Raw genomic sequence first — 14,961 nt, 5'->3', positions numbered from 1 at the left:
GCAGGATCTCTCCTGGATCGAAAAGGCGCTGTTCGCCCGCCGCCTGGAAATATTCGCCCGCGAGAGTGGCAAAGAGCCGACGGCGATGGTGATGGAGGCGTTGTCGATGCATGCGCCGGATGTCAGCCGGTTCCGTACGACGCTGGAAGTTATCCCCGAAGACGTGATCCTCGCCATCGGCCCGGCGCCGAAAACGGGTCGGACGAAATGGCTGGCGCTTTACAATCTCGTCAAGGCGGATGCCAAGGTGCTGGATCGCGTCCGCGCCGGGCTGGAACACGAGGCTTTTCGCGCCAAGGGCAGCGACGACCGCTTTGCCGAGGTGCTGCGGCTTGCGACGGCGAAGGCTGATGCGCCTGGGCAAGGCGATGTCATCATCGGAAGCGACAGCCAGCCGTTGGCGACCGTCGAGCGGCGGCGCAAGGCGGTGCGGTTCACGCTCTCCGATCCGGGTTTCGCGCGCTTCCTTGAGAAGCGCATGGCGGGGCTGCATGCGGATTACCTGGCGGCGGTCTCCAAGGATTAGCATCTGCTAAGCGCCTGTCGCCGGTTGCTTTTTCGGGCAAACGGCAGGCGATGGTGGAACGCAATCCGGCGCGAACGGTTATCCCGGAGGTTATCAGTCGCTCGGCTAAGCGACCCTCGACCGGGAAGGAGCCGTCATTGTCCGATCCGCGCAAGCGCGCCAGCCTGTATCGCATGGTCATGCCGGAGCATATCTGCCCTTATGGCCTGAAGGCAAAAGCGCTGCTTGAACGAAAAGGATATGCGGTCGACGACCACTGGCTGAAAACCCGCGCCGAGACCGATGCCTTCCAGAAGGAGCACGATGTCAAGACGACACCGCAGGCCTTCATCGACGGCAAACGGATCGGCGGCTATGACGACCTGCGCCGCTTCTTCGGCCAGCATGTGCCGGAAAAGGACGAGACCTCCTATCGCCCGGTCATCGTGCTCTTTCTCATAGCGCTGTTGATTGCGCTGTCCATCGACTGGATCGTCGGCGGGCCTTTCCGGCCGCTCCACATACTGGAACGCTTCATCGCTGTCGCGATGTTGCTGCTCGCCTTGCAAAAACTGCAGGACGTCGAGAGCTTTTCGACCATGTTCCTGAACTACGACCTGCTGGCGCGGCGCGCCGTTCCCTATGCCTATGTCTACCCTTATGCGGAGGCGATTGCCGGTTTTCTCATGCTGGCCGGCATCCTGCCCTGGGTGTCGGGGCCACTGGCGCTGTTCATCGGTGGCATCGGGGCGGTCTCGGTGTTCAAGGCGGTTTACATCGACAAGCGCACGCTGAAATGCGCCTGCGTCGGCGGCAACAGCACGGTGCCGCTCGGCTTCGTGTCGCTGACGGAAAACCTGATGATGCTCGCCATGGGACTCTGGACATTGGCGCGGATGGCATGGGGGCTTGCATGATGGCGCGCGATGCCATAGAAGGATGGGATCGTGGCGTCCTTGCAATGAGGGTTCGCCGGCCCTATCTTTTGGGCATACCCCTGAATTCAAACCGGACGCGGGCAGGTTTGCAGCAGAGCGATTGGTCTCTGCGGCTTGGCGTTCGTTTATCGAACTGTGTTTCCGATTCACTCCCGCGTCCCGCCGGCGCCCATGGGCGCCAAGAAGGACATTTCTTGAAGACTGCAATACCCCATGTCGCGATAGCGACCAAACCGCCGCGCGAGAGCGAAGGCGGAGCCCGCCGGCCCCATCCGATCTGGAGGCCATATCCCTGCCTGCTGTCCCGTCGTGAGCTTCAGCAGGAAGTTGCCGCGCTGCTCGACTGAGCGGCGTGGCCGATGACAAGGAGAACCGAATGCAAGTGCTCGTGAGAGATAACAATGTCGACCAGGCCCTACGTGTTCTGAAGAAGAAGATGCAGCGCGAGGGCCTGTTCCGCGAAATGCGCGAACGCCGCGCCTATGAAAAGCCGTCCGAACGCCGTGTGCGCGAAAAAGCGCAGGCCATCGCCCGCCAGCGCAAGGCGGCCCGCAAGAAAATGCAAAGGGAAGGCCTGCTCGTCAGCGCCCGCGGAAAATCCGCCCGCTAACGATTTGTGAGCATTTCCATGCGGAAATGCTCCGAGGTTTTGATCTCGTCGAAGGGAGTAAAGCCATGGAAGAACTGCAAAGCATCACCGTTTCCGAGGAACGACTGGAAGATTGCCGGGATGTCGTGGAGATGGATCTCCAGGATCTGATCGGTCGAACATTGTCGTCCGGCTTCTCCCGCGAAGAGGTTCTGATTGCGATCAGCGAGCTGGTGGCGGAAGATTTCGCCGCTTTTGTCAAGCTGCCGAGCGTTCACTGAAAAATGATGCGGGAAGCGTGAACAACGCTTTCCGCGTTTTGATGCTTGTGCCGCGCGCCTGTCCGCGCCATTGATGGCGCGACGTTTCAAGCGACACGGATATGCATGAGCAAGACTATCGCAATCGTCGGCGGCGGGCCGGCCGGCCTTTCCGCCGCCGAGCTTCTCTCCGCCGCGGGCCATGCGGTGACTGTCTATGATGCGATGCCGACCCTCGGCCGCAAATTCCTGCTGGCCGGCAAATCCGGTCTCAACATCACCCATGCCGAGCCTTACGAGCAGTTCCGCAATCGCTTTGGCGCGTCGAACGAACGGCTGCGCGCCGCGCTCGACGCCTTCACGCCGGATGATATCCGCGAATGGGCGGCCGGGCTCGGCACCGAAACCTTTGTCGGATCCTCCGGCCGCGTCTTCCCCACCGTCATGAAAGCCTCGCCGCTGCTGCGCGCCTGGGTGGCGCGCCTGACGGCGCAGGGTGTTGCCTTCCGGATGCGCCATCGCTGGACCGGCTTTACCGGCAAGGCGCTCGTTTTCGAAACGCCGGACGGTCCCTTGACCGTCGAGGCCGATGCCGTGCTGCTCGGGCTCGGCGGCGCGAGTTGGCCACGTCTGGGCTCGGATGGCGGCTGGGTCGAGGTGCTGCGTGAGAAAGGCATCGCCGTCCATCCGCTGCGCCCGGCCAATTGCGGTTTCGATTGCGATTGGAGCGAGACGTTTCGCGACCGCTTTGCCGGTGCGCCGCTCAAATCCGTGGCGCTGACTTCGGCGGCGGGACGGTTCCCGGGCGAATTCGTCATTTCCAAGCATGGCATCGAAGGCAGCCTCGTCTATGCCCACTCGGCTGCGCTACGCGATACCATCGAAGCGGATGGCAAGGCGATCCTCACCGTCGATCTGGCCCCCGGCCGCAACGAGGAACGGCTGGCGCGCGATCTCGCCCGCCAGAATGCCAAGGCGAGCTTTTCGACGCGGCTGCGAAAAGGAGCGGGGCTCGATGGCGTAAAGGCTGCTTTGCTCCGCGAAGTCCTGCCGGGTGTCGCGCGGCTTTCCCCGGAAAAACTGGGAACGGCAATCAAAGCCTTACAACTGATGCTTCTACGCCCGCGCCCGATTGCTGAAGCCATCTCCTCGGCTGGAGGCATCGCCTGGGAGGAAATCGAAGCGGATTTTTCGCTGCATCGTCTGCCGGGTGTCTTCGCCGCCGGCGAAATGCTGGATTGGGAAGCCCCGACTGGCGGTTACCTGCTTACCGCCTGCATGGCCACCGGCCGCGCCGCCGCGCGCGGCATGTTGCGCACGCTCGAATAAAAGAAAAGGCCGCCCCGGTTTCCCGGAGCGGCCGCTTCGATCTTCCAAAAGCCTCGATCAGAAGCTGACGGCGCGGTCGCCTTCTTCGTCCTGAATGCGGGTCGGCAGGCCGATGCGGTTCAGGAGGTTGATGAACGGCTTCGGCGGCAGTTCCTCGACGTTCGCCATCTTCTTCACATCCCATTCGCCCGTGGCGACCAGCATGGCGGCGGCGACCGGGGGAACGCCTGCCGTGTAGGAGATGCCCTGCGAACCGACTTCCTCATAGGCTTCCTTGTGGTCGGCGACGTTATAGATGAAGACGGTCTTTTCCTTGCCGTCCTTCAAACCCTTGACGTAATCGCCGATGCAGGTCTTGCCTTCGTAGTTCGGGGCAAGCGAGGACGGATCGGGCAGCACGGCCTTGACGACCTTGAGCGGCACGACTTCCAGGCCTTCGGCGGTCTTGACCGGCTGCTCGGAGAGCAGGCCGAGGTTCTTCAGCACGGTGAAGACGTTGATGTAGTGATCGCCGAAGCCCATCCAGAAGCGGACATTGGCCCCGTCCATGTTCTTCGCCAGCGAATGCACTTCGTCATGGCCGCAAAGATAGGCGCGGCGCGTGCCGACGACCGGCAGGTCGTAATCCTTGCCGATTTCGAACATCTTGTTGGTCTGCCATGCGCCATCCTGCCAGGAATAGACGACGCCGGTGAATTCGCGGAAATTGATTTCCGGGTCGAAATTGGTGGCGAAATATTTGCCGTGGCTGCCGGCATTGATGTCGACGATATCGACGTCGGTGACCGTGTCGAGATATTCGTCCTTGGCGAGCTTGGCATAGGCGTTGACGACGCCCGGATCGAAGCCGGCGCCGAGAATGGCGGTGATGCCCTTCTCTTCGCATTCGGCGGCGCGTTTCCATTCGTAATTGCCGTACCACGGCGGGGTTTCGCAGATCTTGCCCGGCTCTTCATGGATCGCGGTGTCGATATAGGCGACGCCGGTATCCATGCAGGCGCGCAGCACCGACATGTTGAGGAAGGCGGTGCCGACATTAATGACGATCTCAGACTTCGTCGAAGCGATCAGCGCCTTGGTGGCTTCGATGTCGAGGGCATCCAGCGCATGGCCTTCGAGAACGCCGGCCTGCTTCATCGCCTTCTTTTCATGGACGGAGGCGATGATCTTGTCGCACTTGGCCTTCGTGCGCGAGGCGATATGGATATCGCCGAGCACGTCGTTGTTCTGGGCGCATTTATGCGCCACGACCTGGGCGACGCCGCCGGCGCCGATGATGAGCACGTTCTTTTTCATGGTAAGGACAATCTCCTTGGATGCGTCTGTTAGGAAAGGCTCTGTTCATAGTCCGCATAGGCAAACTCGCGGACCGTTCGAATGCTGCCATCCAGCTCGCGGATGGCGATGGCCGGCATTTTCACGCCGTTGAACCAGTTTTTCTTGACCATGGTGTAGCCGGCCGCATCCTGGATGGAGATGCGGTCGCCGACCTTCAGCTCATGCTCGAAATTGAACTCGCCAAAGATATCGCCGGCGAGGCAGGACTTGCCGCAGACCATGTAGCGATGATCGCCGGTATTCGGGGCCAGCTTGGCGTTCTCGCGGTAGATCAGCAGGTCGAGCATATGGGCCTCGATGGAGCTATCGACCACGGCGAGGTTCTTGCCGTTAGTGAGCGTGTCGAGCACGGTCACTTCCAGCGTCGTGGACTTGGTAATCGAGGCCTCGCCCGGCTCCAGATAGACCTGCACGCCGTATTCGCCGGCAAAGCGCTTCAGGCGCTCGGCGAACTGTTCCAGCGGATAGTTTTCGCCGGTAAAGTGGATGCCGCCGCCGAGGCTGACCCATTCCGCCTTCTTCAAAAGCGGCGCGAAACGCTCCTCGATGGTGGCGAGCATCCGGTCGAACAGGCCGAAATCGCTGTTTTCGCAATTGTTGTGGATCATGAAGCCGGAGACGCGGTCCATGACCGTCTCGACCTTGTTCACATCCCATTCGCCAAGGCGCGAGAAGGGGCGGGCCGGGTCGGCGAGATCGAAGCTGGAGGAGCTGATCTGCGGATTGAGGCGCAGGCCCCGGACGATGCCGGCGGATTTGTCGGAAAAGCGTTCAAGCTGGCTGATCGAGTTGAAGATGATCTTGTCGGCGTGGGAGACGACCTCATCGATCTCGTAATCGGCGTAAGCCACGGAATAGGCGTGGGTTTCCTTGCCGAACCGCTCATGGCCGAGGCGCACTTCGTTGAGCGACGAGGAGGTGGTGCCGTCCATGTAGTCGCGCATGAAATCGAAAACCGACCAGGTGGCGAAGCATTTCAGCGCCAGCAGGGCCTTGGCGCCGGAGAGTTCGCGCAGCAGCGCGATCTTTTCCATGTTCTGCAGCAGCCTGGACTTGTCGATCAAATAATAGGGGGTCGTCAAAGACATGGTTCGAGCCCGTTCCTTGGTATTATGGCAGATGACCGGCTGCGGACAGGACCGGCGGCGTGAAATAAAGGCCCGAATCCGGAGCGTTGCCGCTCCCGATTATCCGGGTTTTGCGATGATGCTGTGAAAGTGACGGGTTACGTCGGAACCATCGCCACGCCGAGACGGGTGGCGAACGCGCGAATCGCGCGGACCGGCATTTTAACGCCCGGATTCCCCGACCGCGCCGCAAGGGCGCGCATCATAAAATGTTCTTCCGTTCGGGGGGCGTCGATAGAGCCCATCCCCGATTGGATGAGGACGTCGTTCGACATGGCGACCCTTCCAACCAGCAGATGAAACCTGCATTGATAGGCGGGTCTGTAGCAAAGCCCGCCGGCAAAGACAACAGCTCGCGTGAGGGCTTTTGCCCTCGCATACCGTAAAAGCGCCTGCGCCGCCTATATGACCAGCGGCGAAACGGCGTTTTCGATGAGCCGCACCAGGCTGAGCGCGGTCATTTCCGAGGATTTGGGATTGTTCGCCAATGCCTCGTTTTCCAGCCGCATGTCGAGCTTGCCGAAGGCGCCGCTAGCGCTGATTTCGTGGACGTTGCGGGTGGTTGCCGGATCGGCGACGAGGACAATGCGGGTGCGGTCGAGGCCGATGCCGGCGAGTGCCGAGATCGCCGCGACATTGGCATTGTTGGGAAAACGGCTCGCCGCCTCGCGGGCGCTGCCGGAGAAGAAGGCGGTGCGCTCGGTGAGTCCGTCGAGATCGAGCGTCTCTGCGGCCGGCGTTCCCTTCCAGGCCTGCGGCGGCTTGACGACGGTGTGGGTGACCTCTGACAGCGGCAGCCGCGCGGCGGCGGCCAGCGCGCCGATATCGCCGAGTGCGCCGGAGGGAACCAGCACGCGCCCGCCCAGCCGCCCGGCCGTCTCGACCATGCGGGCGAGCAACGCGTCGTCGCAGAAGGCGCTGGTGGAGCAGGGCACGAATCGGCCGGCATGGCGCAACGCCGCTTCGCCCCATTCTGCGGCGGCCTGTCGGCCGGCGACCTCGATGATCATGTCGATGCCTAGGCCGGCCAGATCTTCCGGTGCGTGCAGCAGCCGCACCGTCTCCGGCAGGCCGGGGCGCGGCTTGGCGGGATCGCGCACGGCGACCGCCGCGATCTCGACACCGGCGGGCCGGCGCTCGGCCAGGAGTTCGGCGACGCGGATGGCGATGGCGCCCCAGCCGATGAAGGCGAGGCGCAGCTTGCGCGGCGCGGCGTCAGATGCCGACATAGCCATGCACCAGATCGGCGTCGCGATTCATGTCCTCGCCGCTGCCGGACCAGACGGTCTTGCCTTTTTCGATGATGTAATGCCGGTCAGCGAGGCGCTTCAGCACCTGCAGGTTCTTGTCGATCAGCAGGATCGACTGTCCCTCTTTCTTCAGCACTTCGATGCAGGCCCAGATTTCGGCGCGGATGACGGGGGCGAGACCTTCGGTCGCTTCGTCAAGGATCAGCAGGCGCGGATTGGTCATCAGGGCGCGGCCGACGACCATCATCTGCTGTTCGCCGCCCGAAAGCGTGTTGGCCGCCTGGTTGGCGCGCTCGCGCAGGCGCGGGAAGAGGGTGTAGACGCGCTCCAGCGTCCACGGCTCCTTGCGGTTCAAGCGGTTGCCGGAGGTGGCGACGAGGTTTTCGCGCACCGTCAGCGTCGGAAAAATCTGCCGCCCTTCCGGCACTAGGCCGACGCCGAGGCGGGCGACGTTTTCCGGCTTCATGCCGAAAACGTTCTGGCCGGAAAAGCCGATCTCGCCGGAGATCGGCGGCAGCAGGCCCATGATCGAGCGTACGGTGGTGGTCTTGCCCATGCCGTTGCGGCCGAGCAGGGTGACGACCTCGCCTTCGCCGATCTTCAGCGAGACGTCGAACAGCACCTGGCTCGGGCCATAGCCGGATTGCAGATTGGCAACGCTCAGCACAGTTCGTCTCCCTCACCGAGATAGGCCTCGCGCACGGCCGGATCGTTGCGGATCTCGTCCGCCGTGCCGCTGGCGATGACGCGGCCATAGACCAGCACCGAAATCCGGTCGGCAAGCGCAAAGACCGCCTCCATGTCATGCTCGACCAGCAACATGCTGACCTGGTTTTTCAAGCCGCGCAGCGTCGCGACCATCTGCTGGCTTTCCACATGGCCGAGGCCTGCCATCGGCTCGTCAAGCAGCAGCAGGCGCGGCTTTGTGGCGATAGCGACGGCGAGTTCCAGCTGTTTTTTCTCGCCATGCGAGAGGTTGACCACCAGCGCGTTCGCCCGCGATTGCAGATCGACCTGCGTCAGAAGCTGCATCGCTTCCTCGCGCAATGCCGTTTCGGCGCGGACATCGCCCCAGAAGCGAAAACTGTGGCCGCTGCGCACCTGCGCGGCGATGGCGACATTGTCGAGCACGGTATAATCCGGCAGCAAGCAGGTGATCTGGAAGGTGCGGGCAAGACCGAGCGAGACCCGCCCTGCCGTCGGCAGCGCATCGATAGGTCGCCCCGCCAGCTCGATTGTACCAGATGTCGGACGCAGTTCGCCCATGAGCTGGGCGATCAGCGTTGATTTTCCCGCCCCGTTGGGGCCGATCAGCGCGTGGATTTCGCCGTCCTCGACGGTGAGATCGACATTGTCGGTGGCGACCAGGCCGGCGAAATTCTTGACCAGCGCGCGGACGTTGAGGATGGGGGTCATGCGCGCCTCCGCAAGCGGCCGAGCAGCGCCTGCACGCCGCCTTGCGTATAGAGAACCACGAACAGCAGGATGATGCCGAGGCCGAGCTGCCAGTTCTCCGTCCACGACGAGAGCAGCGATTCGAGAACGATGAACACGGCAGCCCCCAGGAAGGGACCGAACAGCGTGCCGACGCCGCCGAGGATGACCATGACCATCAGCTCGCCGGATTTCGTCCAGTGCAGCATGTCGGGGCTGGCGAAGCGCAGGAAATTGGCCATCAGCGCGCCGGCGAGGCCGCAGCCCATGCCGGAAATGATGAAGGCGACCAGCTTGTAGGAATTGACCGGCAGGCCGATGGCCGCCATGCGCTTCTCGCTCTGGCGGATGCCGGAAAGCACGTTGCCGAAGCGCGAGCGGATGATACGCGACAGCACCAGCGCAAACAGCACCGCTATCGCCAGACAGACATAATAGACGGTTTGCTTGTCGCGCATGTTGAGGCCTGGCAATTCGTTGGCGCGGCGGATGATCAGGCCGTCGTCGCCGCCATAGGTCTTCAGCGAGACGAACAGGAAGAACAGCATCTGCGCGAAGGCGAGCGTGATCATGATGAACTGCACGCCGCCGGTGCGCAGCGACAGCGCGCCGATGGCGGCGGCGAAGAGGCCGCTGACGATGATGGCGGCCGGCAGCGTGATCAGCAGCTGGTTGGTGCCGGGAATGAAGCCGAACAGCGGCTCGCCCAGCGTATAATGCTGGTAGAGAATGCCGACCGTATAGCCGCCGATGCCGAAGAAAGCGGCGTGCCCGAAGCTGACCATGCCGCCATAGCCGAGCACGAGGTTGAGGCTCGCGGCGGCGATCCCATAGATCAGCACGCGGGTGGCGAGCGTCGTCATGGCGGTGTAGCCGGTCGCTTGCGCGAGATAGGGCAGGGCGATCAGCAGCGCCAGCACCACAAGGGCCGGCAGAAGGCGTCGCGAAGGATATTCCGTCTGGGGCGTCATGGGCTCACGTATTCGGCATGAAGAGGCCCTTGGGCCGGATCAGAAGAACGATGGCCATGATCAGATAGATCCCCATCGACGAAATGCCGGCGCCGAGCGCATCCGCCTCGGAGCCTGCCAGCACATGGCGCAGCAGGCCGGGCAGATAGGCGCGAAGCCCGGTATCGACCACGCCGAGAAACAGGCTGGCGAAGAAGGCGCCGCGGATCGAGCCGACGCCGCCGACCACCACCACGACGAAGGTGGTGATGAGGATCTGCTCGCCCATGCCGACCTGCACCGCCATGATCGGCCCGGCCATGAAGCCGGCAAGACCGGCGAGCAGCGCCCCGAGCCCGAAGACCAGCGTATAGAGCAGGCGGATATCGACGCCGAGCGCGCGCACCATGTCGCGATTAGTCGAGCCGGCCCGCACCAGCATGCCGATGCGGGTTTTGTTGATCAGCAGATAGAGGCCGGCGGCGACCAGAAGGCCGACAACGATGATCGACAGGCGATAGAGCGGATATTCCAACCCCGGCACGATCTCGATGGAGCCGTCGAGAATGGCCGGCACCGAGACGAACAGCGGCTGGCGGCCGAAGATCAGGGTGATCGTCTGGTTGAAGATCAGGATCAGGCCGAAGGTCGCCAGCACCTGGTCGAGGTGATCGCGGCCATAGAGCCGGCGCACCACCAGATATTCGATGGCGACGCCGGCAAGGGCGGCGGCGGCGAAGGCGCCGAGAATGCCGAGCAGGAAGGAGCCGGTCTCGCCGGCGATCCAGGTGCCGGCATAGGCGCCGATCATGTAGAGCGAGCCATGGGCGAGATTGATGACGCCCATGATCCCGAAGATCAGCGTCAGGCCTGCGGCCAGCAGAAACAGCATGACACCGAACTGCACGCCATTGAGCATTTGTTCGAGAAAGAGCGTCATCGATCCACGCGAAAATTCAATGCATTTTGGGGAAGGTGCGGCGGGCTTTTGTGCCCGCCGCCTGCGGTGCCGGATCGATCAGAGCTTGCAATCAGCGGCGTAAGGATCGGTGTGATCCTTGAACAGTTCGCCAACCGTCTTCAGGTCCATCTTGCCGTCAGCGCCTTCAACGACCTTCAGCGCATACCAGTTCTGGATCGGATGCTGGTTCTTGCCGAAGGCGAACTTGCCGCGCGTCGACTGGAAGTCGGCCTTGCGCATGGCGTCGCGGAAGGCGGCGAGATCCTCGATGCTGCCGCCGGTCGCCTTCAGCGCCGCGCCATAGGCGAGCGCCGCCTCATAGCCCTGCTCGGCATAGGAGGTCAGCGGCCGGTTATAGGCCTTTTCCCAGGCTTCGACGAAGGCCTTGTTGGCAGGGTTGTCGAAATCGTGGTTCCAGTGGCTGGAGACGTTGAGGCCAAGCGCGGCCTTGCCGACCGACTGCAGGATGACGCCGTCCATGGAGGGCTCGGCGACGACCATCGGGATTTCCTTGGTCAGGCCGGCCTGCTCGTACTGGCGCAGGAAGGTGATGCCGAGGCCGCCCGGATGGAACTGGAAGACGACGTCGGGCTTGGCGGCGCGCACCTGCGCAAGTTCGGCAGCGAAATCGGTCTGGTCGAGCTTGGTGTAGATCTCGCCGACGATCTCGCCCTTGAAATAGCGCTTGAAACCGGTCAGCGCATCCTTGCCGGCCTGATAGTTCGGGGCGAGCAAAAAGGCTTTCTTGTAGCCGAGATTGGTGGCGTTCTGGCCGGCGCTCTCATGCAGGCTGTCATTCTGCCAGGAAACGACGAAATAGTTCTCGTTGCATTCCTTGCCGGCGAGGTTCGAGGGAGCTGCGTTCGGGCTGACATAGATGGCGTCGTTGTCGACGATATCCGGCACGGTGGCGCCGGCGACATTCGAGAAGACGATGCCGGTGAACAGCTTGATGCCCTCTTCGCCGAGCATGCGTTCGGCGATCTGCTTGCCTTGGCCGGGCTTCAACCCGTCGTCCTCGACCACCAGTTCGATGGGTGTGCCGCCCAGCTTTCCGCCGTCCATGTCCATTGCCAGCTTGAAGCCGTCGCGAATGTCCTGGCCGAGATAGCCGGCCGGGCCGGTCAACGTGGTGATCATGCCGATCTTCACCGCATCGGCGGCGACGGCTGCGGTCCCGAGAAGCGATGCGAGGGCAATGGAAAGCAGAATGGGTTTCATGTCTAACCTCGACTGGAAAGCGTTGATGAAAAATGCCGCTGACGCGGCGCCGGCCGAACGATCGACCCCGCTTCGCGGAATCGCAAAGCGGGGCGGAAGGCACGGCCGTCGTGCAATCACAGCTTGACCCAGCCTTCCGGCGGAGCCTTGCCAGGATGGATGCTACCGCATTTCGGGCAAGTGCGCGCCTTTTCATCTGCATAAAATGCCTGATAGATCGGCGGCAGGTCGCGAACGATGCTTTTCAGCGAGACTTCGACGCGTTTGACCAGCGCGTTGCACTCGAAGCAGTACCATTCGAAGGCGTCGACTTGGTCCGGCTGGCGCTTCGGCTCGACCACGAGGCCGATGGAGCCTTCCTGCGGGCGCTGCGGAGAATGGCGCACATGCGGCGGCAACAGGAAGATTTCGCCTTCGCGAATCGGCACGTCGTAGAAATTGCCGTTGTCGACGACCTTGAGCACCATGTCGCCCTTGAGCTGGTAGAAGAATTCCTCCACCGGGTCGTCATGATAGTCGGTGCGCTTGTTGGGACCGCCGACGACGGTGACCATCATGTCCGCATCCTCCCAGATCTGCTGGTTGCCGACCGGCGGCTTGAGCAGATGCTGGTGCTCGTCGATCCATTTGGAGAAACTGAAGGCGGATAAGCGTCTTGACATGGTTCGTTCCTCTCTTGTGACGTTCTGGTTATCGTCCGTTTCGTTCGATCAGATTTTCAGCCCGCATTGCTCGAAGGCGATGTGCGTCGCCCGCTTTTCCTCCTCGGTCAGTTCCAAGAGCGGCGGGCGCACCGCGCCGCCCGTTTGGCCGAGCAGGTCCTGCCAGTATTTCTGGTGCGCATGCGGTTTTTCCGCCGGGCGGGTGGATTTCAGCGCCGCGCGCACCGGCTCCAGGCTGTCGCGGATTTTGCGCGCGCGCTCCGCTTCGCCGGCGAAGGCGAGGTCGGTGTATTCGCGCATGCGCTTGTCCTTGGCCGTCTGGATCAGATAGGGCGGCGACGAGCAGAGATAGAGCTGCCAGTTCAGTTCGAGGATATTGTCCAGCCACTCTTCCTCGGACGCCGTGCTGACGAGGATGCGGTCGCCGGCAAGTCGGGTCAGTTCGGCATACATCGGCCGCGGCACGCTGTATTTGATCGCCACGACATTCTCGATATCGGCCAGCTGGTTGCAAAGCTGAGGGCTCATCAGGTAGCCGCTGTCGGGATGGCTCCACAGGGCGATGCCGATATCCACCTGGTCGGCGATGCGGCGGTAATAATTGAGCAGCGTCTGGTCCTGCTCCTTGAAGAAGTGCAGGATCGGAGCATGCACGACGATGTAATCGGCGCCGGCCTTCTGGGCGTGTTTGGCGAGGTCGATGACTACGTCCATGTTCTGGTCGGAGCAGGACATGATCGTCTGCGCCCGGTCGCCGCAGGCATCGACGGCGATGTCGAAGCAGCGCTTGCGCTCGTCCACCGACATGGAGAAGAACTCGCCCTGCTTTCCGGCGATGAAGAAGCCGTCGATGCCGAGGTCGCCGATCCAGTGGTCGATGTTGCGGCGGAAGCCGTCCTCGTCGATGGCGAGCGACGAGGTGAAGGGCATCAACGCCGCCGCCCAGATCCCCTTCATCGTCTCCCGCGAATGGGCCTTCGCATCCTTCTTGCTGTATTTCATCGATAATCCGCCTGTCGGGTTGCGTCACGGCACGGGGATGCGGGCGGAATGTCATCCGGCCCGGCATCGGCGATGGCTTTGGTTGCGGTGACGTTCAAATCTCTGCCTCGAACCGCTCTTTGGCGGCCCCCTCTTTTGTTGATGGCAGAAGACACCCATACGATATATATGGCAATTGCAAATATTGATATTAATTCATAGCATTTCGCGATAAGTTGGCCGCATCATGAAAATCACCCTCAAGCAGATCGAATGCTTTCTCGCGGTTGCCGAACATGGCAGCTTTTCCGGCGCCTCGAAACGGCTGAACACGGCGCAGCCGGCGCTGTCGCAGGCGATCAAGGATCTGGAGGCGGAACTCGGCGTGCGCCTGTTCGACCGCACGACGCGCCGGGTCGAGTTGACCGATGCCGGCCGCGAATTCCAGCAATCGGCCGCCAAGGTGATCGAGGAACTGGAGCATGCGGTCGAGAGCGTGCATGAACTGGCCGAGCGCAAGCGCGGCCGACTGACGGTCGCCGCCCCGCCGCTGCTGGCCGCCGTGGTGTTGCCGCAGGCGATTGCCGAATTCCGCCGGCGCTTTCCCGGCATTTCGGTGCAGATCGCCGATGTCGGCACCGAGCAGATCGTCGAAAGCGTTCGCAACGGCAAGGCCGATTGCGGCATCGGCACCTTTTCGCCCTCGGAAGAGGGCATCGAGCGCGTGGCGCTGGTGCGCGACAGCCTGATGCTGTTCTGCGATGAGGCAAGCCCGCTGAACGGCATCGAGCCGGTGCGTTGGAACGAGCTGGCCGATTATCCACTGGTGACGCTGACGCGCGACAGCGGCATCCGGCTTTTGGTGGAGGTGGGGTTCGAAAGCTGCGAACTGCCGCTGAAACCGGCCTTCGAGGTGGCGCAGGTGACGACGGCGATTGCGCTGGTCGAGGCCGGCCTCGGCGTCGCCGTGCTGCCGACCTACGCACTCGCCGCCGCCCGTTATCGCAAGGTCAACGGTCGGCAACTGGTCGAACCGGTCATCTCCCGCGAGATCGTCATGATCCACGCCAGCGGCCGCTCGGTCTCGCCGGCCGTGCAGGCCTTTTCGCAGGTCATCCGCCGCTTTGCGCAGCAACTGACGCCGCAGGAGACGCGGTGAGGGACTTGTAGTAAAGCCTCCGCATCCCTCTCCTTCGTCATACTCGGGCAGGTTTTGACCGAGAAAGACATTTGCTTATCGTGGAGGCTTGAAGCCAGCCCCCGCAGCCAGTTCCAGGATAAGTCGCTGCATATCCAAATATAATAAAACTATTTGGGCCGCCGAAAGGCGGCCTCTACGGTATCCCTCCGCCGAAGGCCGTCTGCCCTGATTTGCTGATTGGCTTTAAGTCCATGCCTTATGTCATGCGCTACAAT

The 14,961-nt window shown here is 62.5% G+C and carries 16 protein-coding genes and 1 pseudogene; 6 read left to right on the top strand and 11 right to left on the bottom strand.

Annotated features, from left to right (window positions below):
- The 5 genes and pseudogenes from P7F60_RS15010 to P7F60_RS14990 form a co-directional block, all read left to right on the top strand.
- Positions 1 to 526: pseudogene (locus P7F60_RS15010) on the top strand (plasmid partitioning protein RepB C-terminal domain-containing protein); the annotation flags it as partial.
- 173 nt (positions 527 to 699) lie between these two features.
- Positions 700 to 1,422 carry a glutaredoxin gene (locus P7F60_RS15005; protein WP_277918849.1) on the top strand — a complete coding sequence of 241 codons (723 nt, stop codon included), beginning with the start codon at positions 700 to 702 and terminating at the stop codon, positions 1,420 to 1,422.
- A gap of 397 nt (positions 1,423 to 1,819) precedes the next feature.
- Positions 1,820 to 2,053, top strand: coding sequence for a 30S ribosomal protein S21 (gene rpsU, locus P7F60_RS15000; RefSeq protein ID WP_277918551.1), 234 nt, complete (start codon positions 1,820 to 1,822; stop codon positions 2,051 to 2,053).
- 65 nt (positions 2,054 to 2,118) lie between these two features.
- Entirely contained in the window at positions 2,119 to 2,313 is a 195-nt protein-coding gene (locus P7F60_RS14995) for a hypothetical protein (protein ID WP_277918550.1), read from the top strand.
- A gap of 105 nt (positions 2,314 to 2,418) precedes the next feature.
- Complete coding sequence (locus P7F60_RS14990) at positions 2,419 to 3,621, top strand: TIGR03862 family flavoprotein (protein WP_277918549.1); 1,203 nt, start codon at positions 2,419 to 2,421, stop codon at positions 3,619 to 3,621.
- A 57-nt stretch (positions 3,622 to 3,678) separates the two neighbouring features.
- Here the strand turns inward: P7F60_RS14990 and P7F60_RS14985 are convergent, their stop codons facing one another.
- The 11 genes from P7F60_RS14985 to P7F60_RS14935 form a co-directional block, all read right to left on the bottom strand.
- Positions 3,679 to 4,917 carry a saccharopine dehydrogenase family protein gene (locus P7F60_RS14985; protein ID WP_277918548.1) on the bottom strand — a complete coding sequence of 413 codons (1,239 nt, stop codon included), beginning with the start codon at positions 4,915 to 4,917 and terminating at the stop codon, positions 3,679 to 3,681.
- Positions 4,918 to 4,946: 29 nt separating this feature from the next.
- Positions 4,947 to 6,047, bottom strand: a complete 1,101-nt coding sequence (locus tag P7F60_RS14980) for a carboxynorspermidine decarboxylase (RefSeq protein ID WP_277918547.1) — start codon at positions 6,045 to 6,047, stop codon at positions 4,947 to 4,949.
- A gap of 137 nt (positions 6,048 to 6,184) precedes the next feature.
- Positions 6,185 to 6,361: a hypothetical protein gene (locus P7F60_RS14975; RefSeq protein ID WP_277918546.1), complete on the bottom strand. Its 177-nt coding sequence runs from the start codon at positions 6,359 to 6,361 to the stop codon at positions 6,185 to 6,187.
- A 126-nt stretch (positions 6,362 to 6,487) separates the two neighbouring features.
- A complete protein-coding gene (locus P7F60_RS14970; protein ID WP_277918545.1) occupies positions 6,488 to 7,315 on the bottom strand; it encodes an aspartate dehydrogenase in 828 nt (275 codons plus the stop codon).
- The gene (locus P7F60_RS14965) at positions 7,302 to 8,003 is read right to left on the bottom strand and encodes an ABC transporter ATP-binding protein (RefSeq protein WP_277918544.1); all 702 of its coding nucleotides are present in this window, start codon (positions 8,001 to 8,003) and stop codon (positions 7,302 to 7,304) included. The genes P7F60_RS14970 and P7F60_RS14965 overlap by 14 nt, the downstream gene beginning before the upstream one ends.
- Complete coding sequence (locus P7F60_RS14960; protein WP_277918543.1) at positions 7,997 to 8,752, bottom strand: ABC transporter ATP-binding protein; 756 nt, start codon at positions 8,750 to 8,752, stop codon at positions 7,997 to 7,999. Before P7F60_RS14960 ends, P7F60_RS14965 begins: the two co-directional genes overlap by 7 nt.
- Positions 8,749 to 9,741, bottom strand: coding sequence for a branched-chain amino acid ABC transporter permease (locus P7F60_RS14955; protein ID WP_277918542.1), 993 nt, complete (start codon positions 9,739 to 9,741; stop codon positions 8,749 to 8,751). Before P7F60_RS14955 ends, P7F60_RS14960 begins: the two co-directional genes overlap by 4 nt.
- A gap of 4 nt (positions 9,742 to 9,745) precedes the next feature.
- Complete coding sequence (locus P7F60_RS14950; RefSeq protein ID WP_277918541.1) at positions 9,746 to 10,660, bottom strand: branched-chain amino acid ABC transporter permease; 915 nt, start codon at positions 10,658 to 10,660, stop codon at positions 9,746 to 9,748.
- Between the two features lie 78 nt (positions 10,661 to 10,738).
- On the bottom strand, positions 10,739 to 11,902 hold the full coding sequence (locus P7F60_RS14945; RefSeq protein WP_277918540.1) for an ABC transporter substrate-binding protein: 1,164 nt from the start codon (positions 11,900 to 11,902) through the stop codon (positions 10,739 to 10,741).
- A gap of 116 nt (positions 11,903 to 12,018) precedes the next feature.
- Positions 12,019 to 12,564 carry a 3-hydroxyanthranilate 3,4-dioxygenase gene (locus P7F60_RS14940; RefSeq protein ID WP_277918539.1) on the bottom strand — a complete coding sequence of 182 codons (546 nt, stop codon included), beginning with the start codon at positions 12,562 to 12,564 and terminating at the stop codon, positions 12,019 to 12,021.
- 48 nt (positions 12,565 to 12,612) lie between these two features.
- Positions 12,613 to 13,566: a dihydrodipicolinate synthase family protein gene (locus P7F60_RS14935; protein ID WP_277918538.1), complete on the bottom strand. Its 954-nt coding sequence runs from the start codon at positions 13,564 to 13,566 to the stop codon at positions 12,613 to 12,615.
- A gap of 226 nt (positions 13,567 to 13,792) precedes the next feature.
- On the opposite strand from P7F60_RS14935, the gene P7F60_RS14930 reads away from it, so the two are divergent.
- Positions 13,793 to 14,704 carry a LysR family transcriptional regulator gene (locus tag P7F60_RS14930; protein ID WP_277918537.1) on the top strand — a complete coding sequence of 304 codons (912 nt, stop codon included), beginning with the start codon at positions 13,793 to 13,795 and terminating at the stop codon, positions 14,702 to 14,704.
- The last annotated feature ends 257 nt before the right edge of the window (positions 14,705 to 14,961 follow it).

Origin of the sequence: Rhizobium sp. YJ-22, from assembly GCF_029601685.1 — a bacterium.
In the GTDB taxonomy this organism is placed as follows: Bacteria; Pseudomonadota; Alphaproteobacteria; order Rhizobiales; family Rhizobiaceae; genus Metarhizobium.
This window is presented reverse-complemented; position numbering and strand designations above follow the sequence as displayed.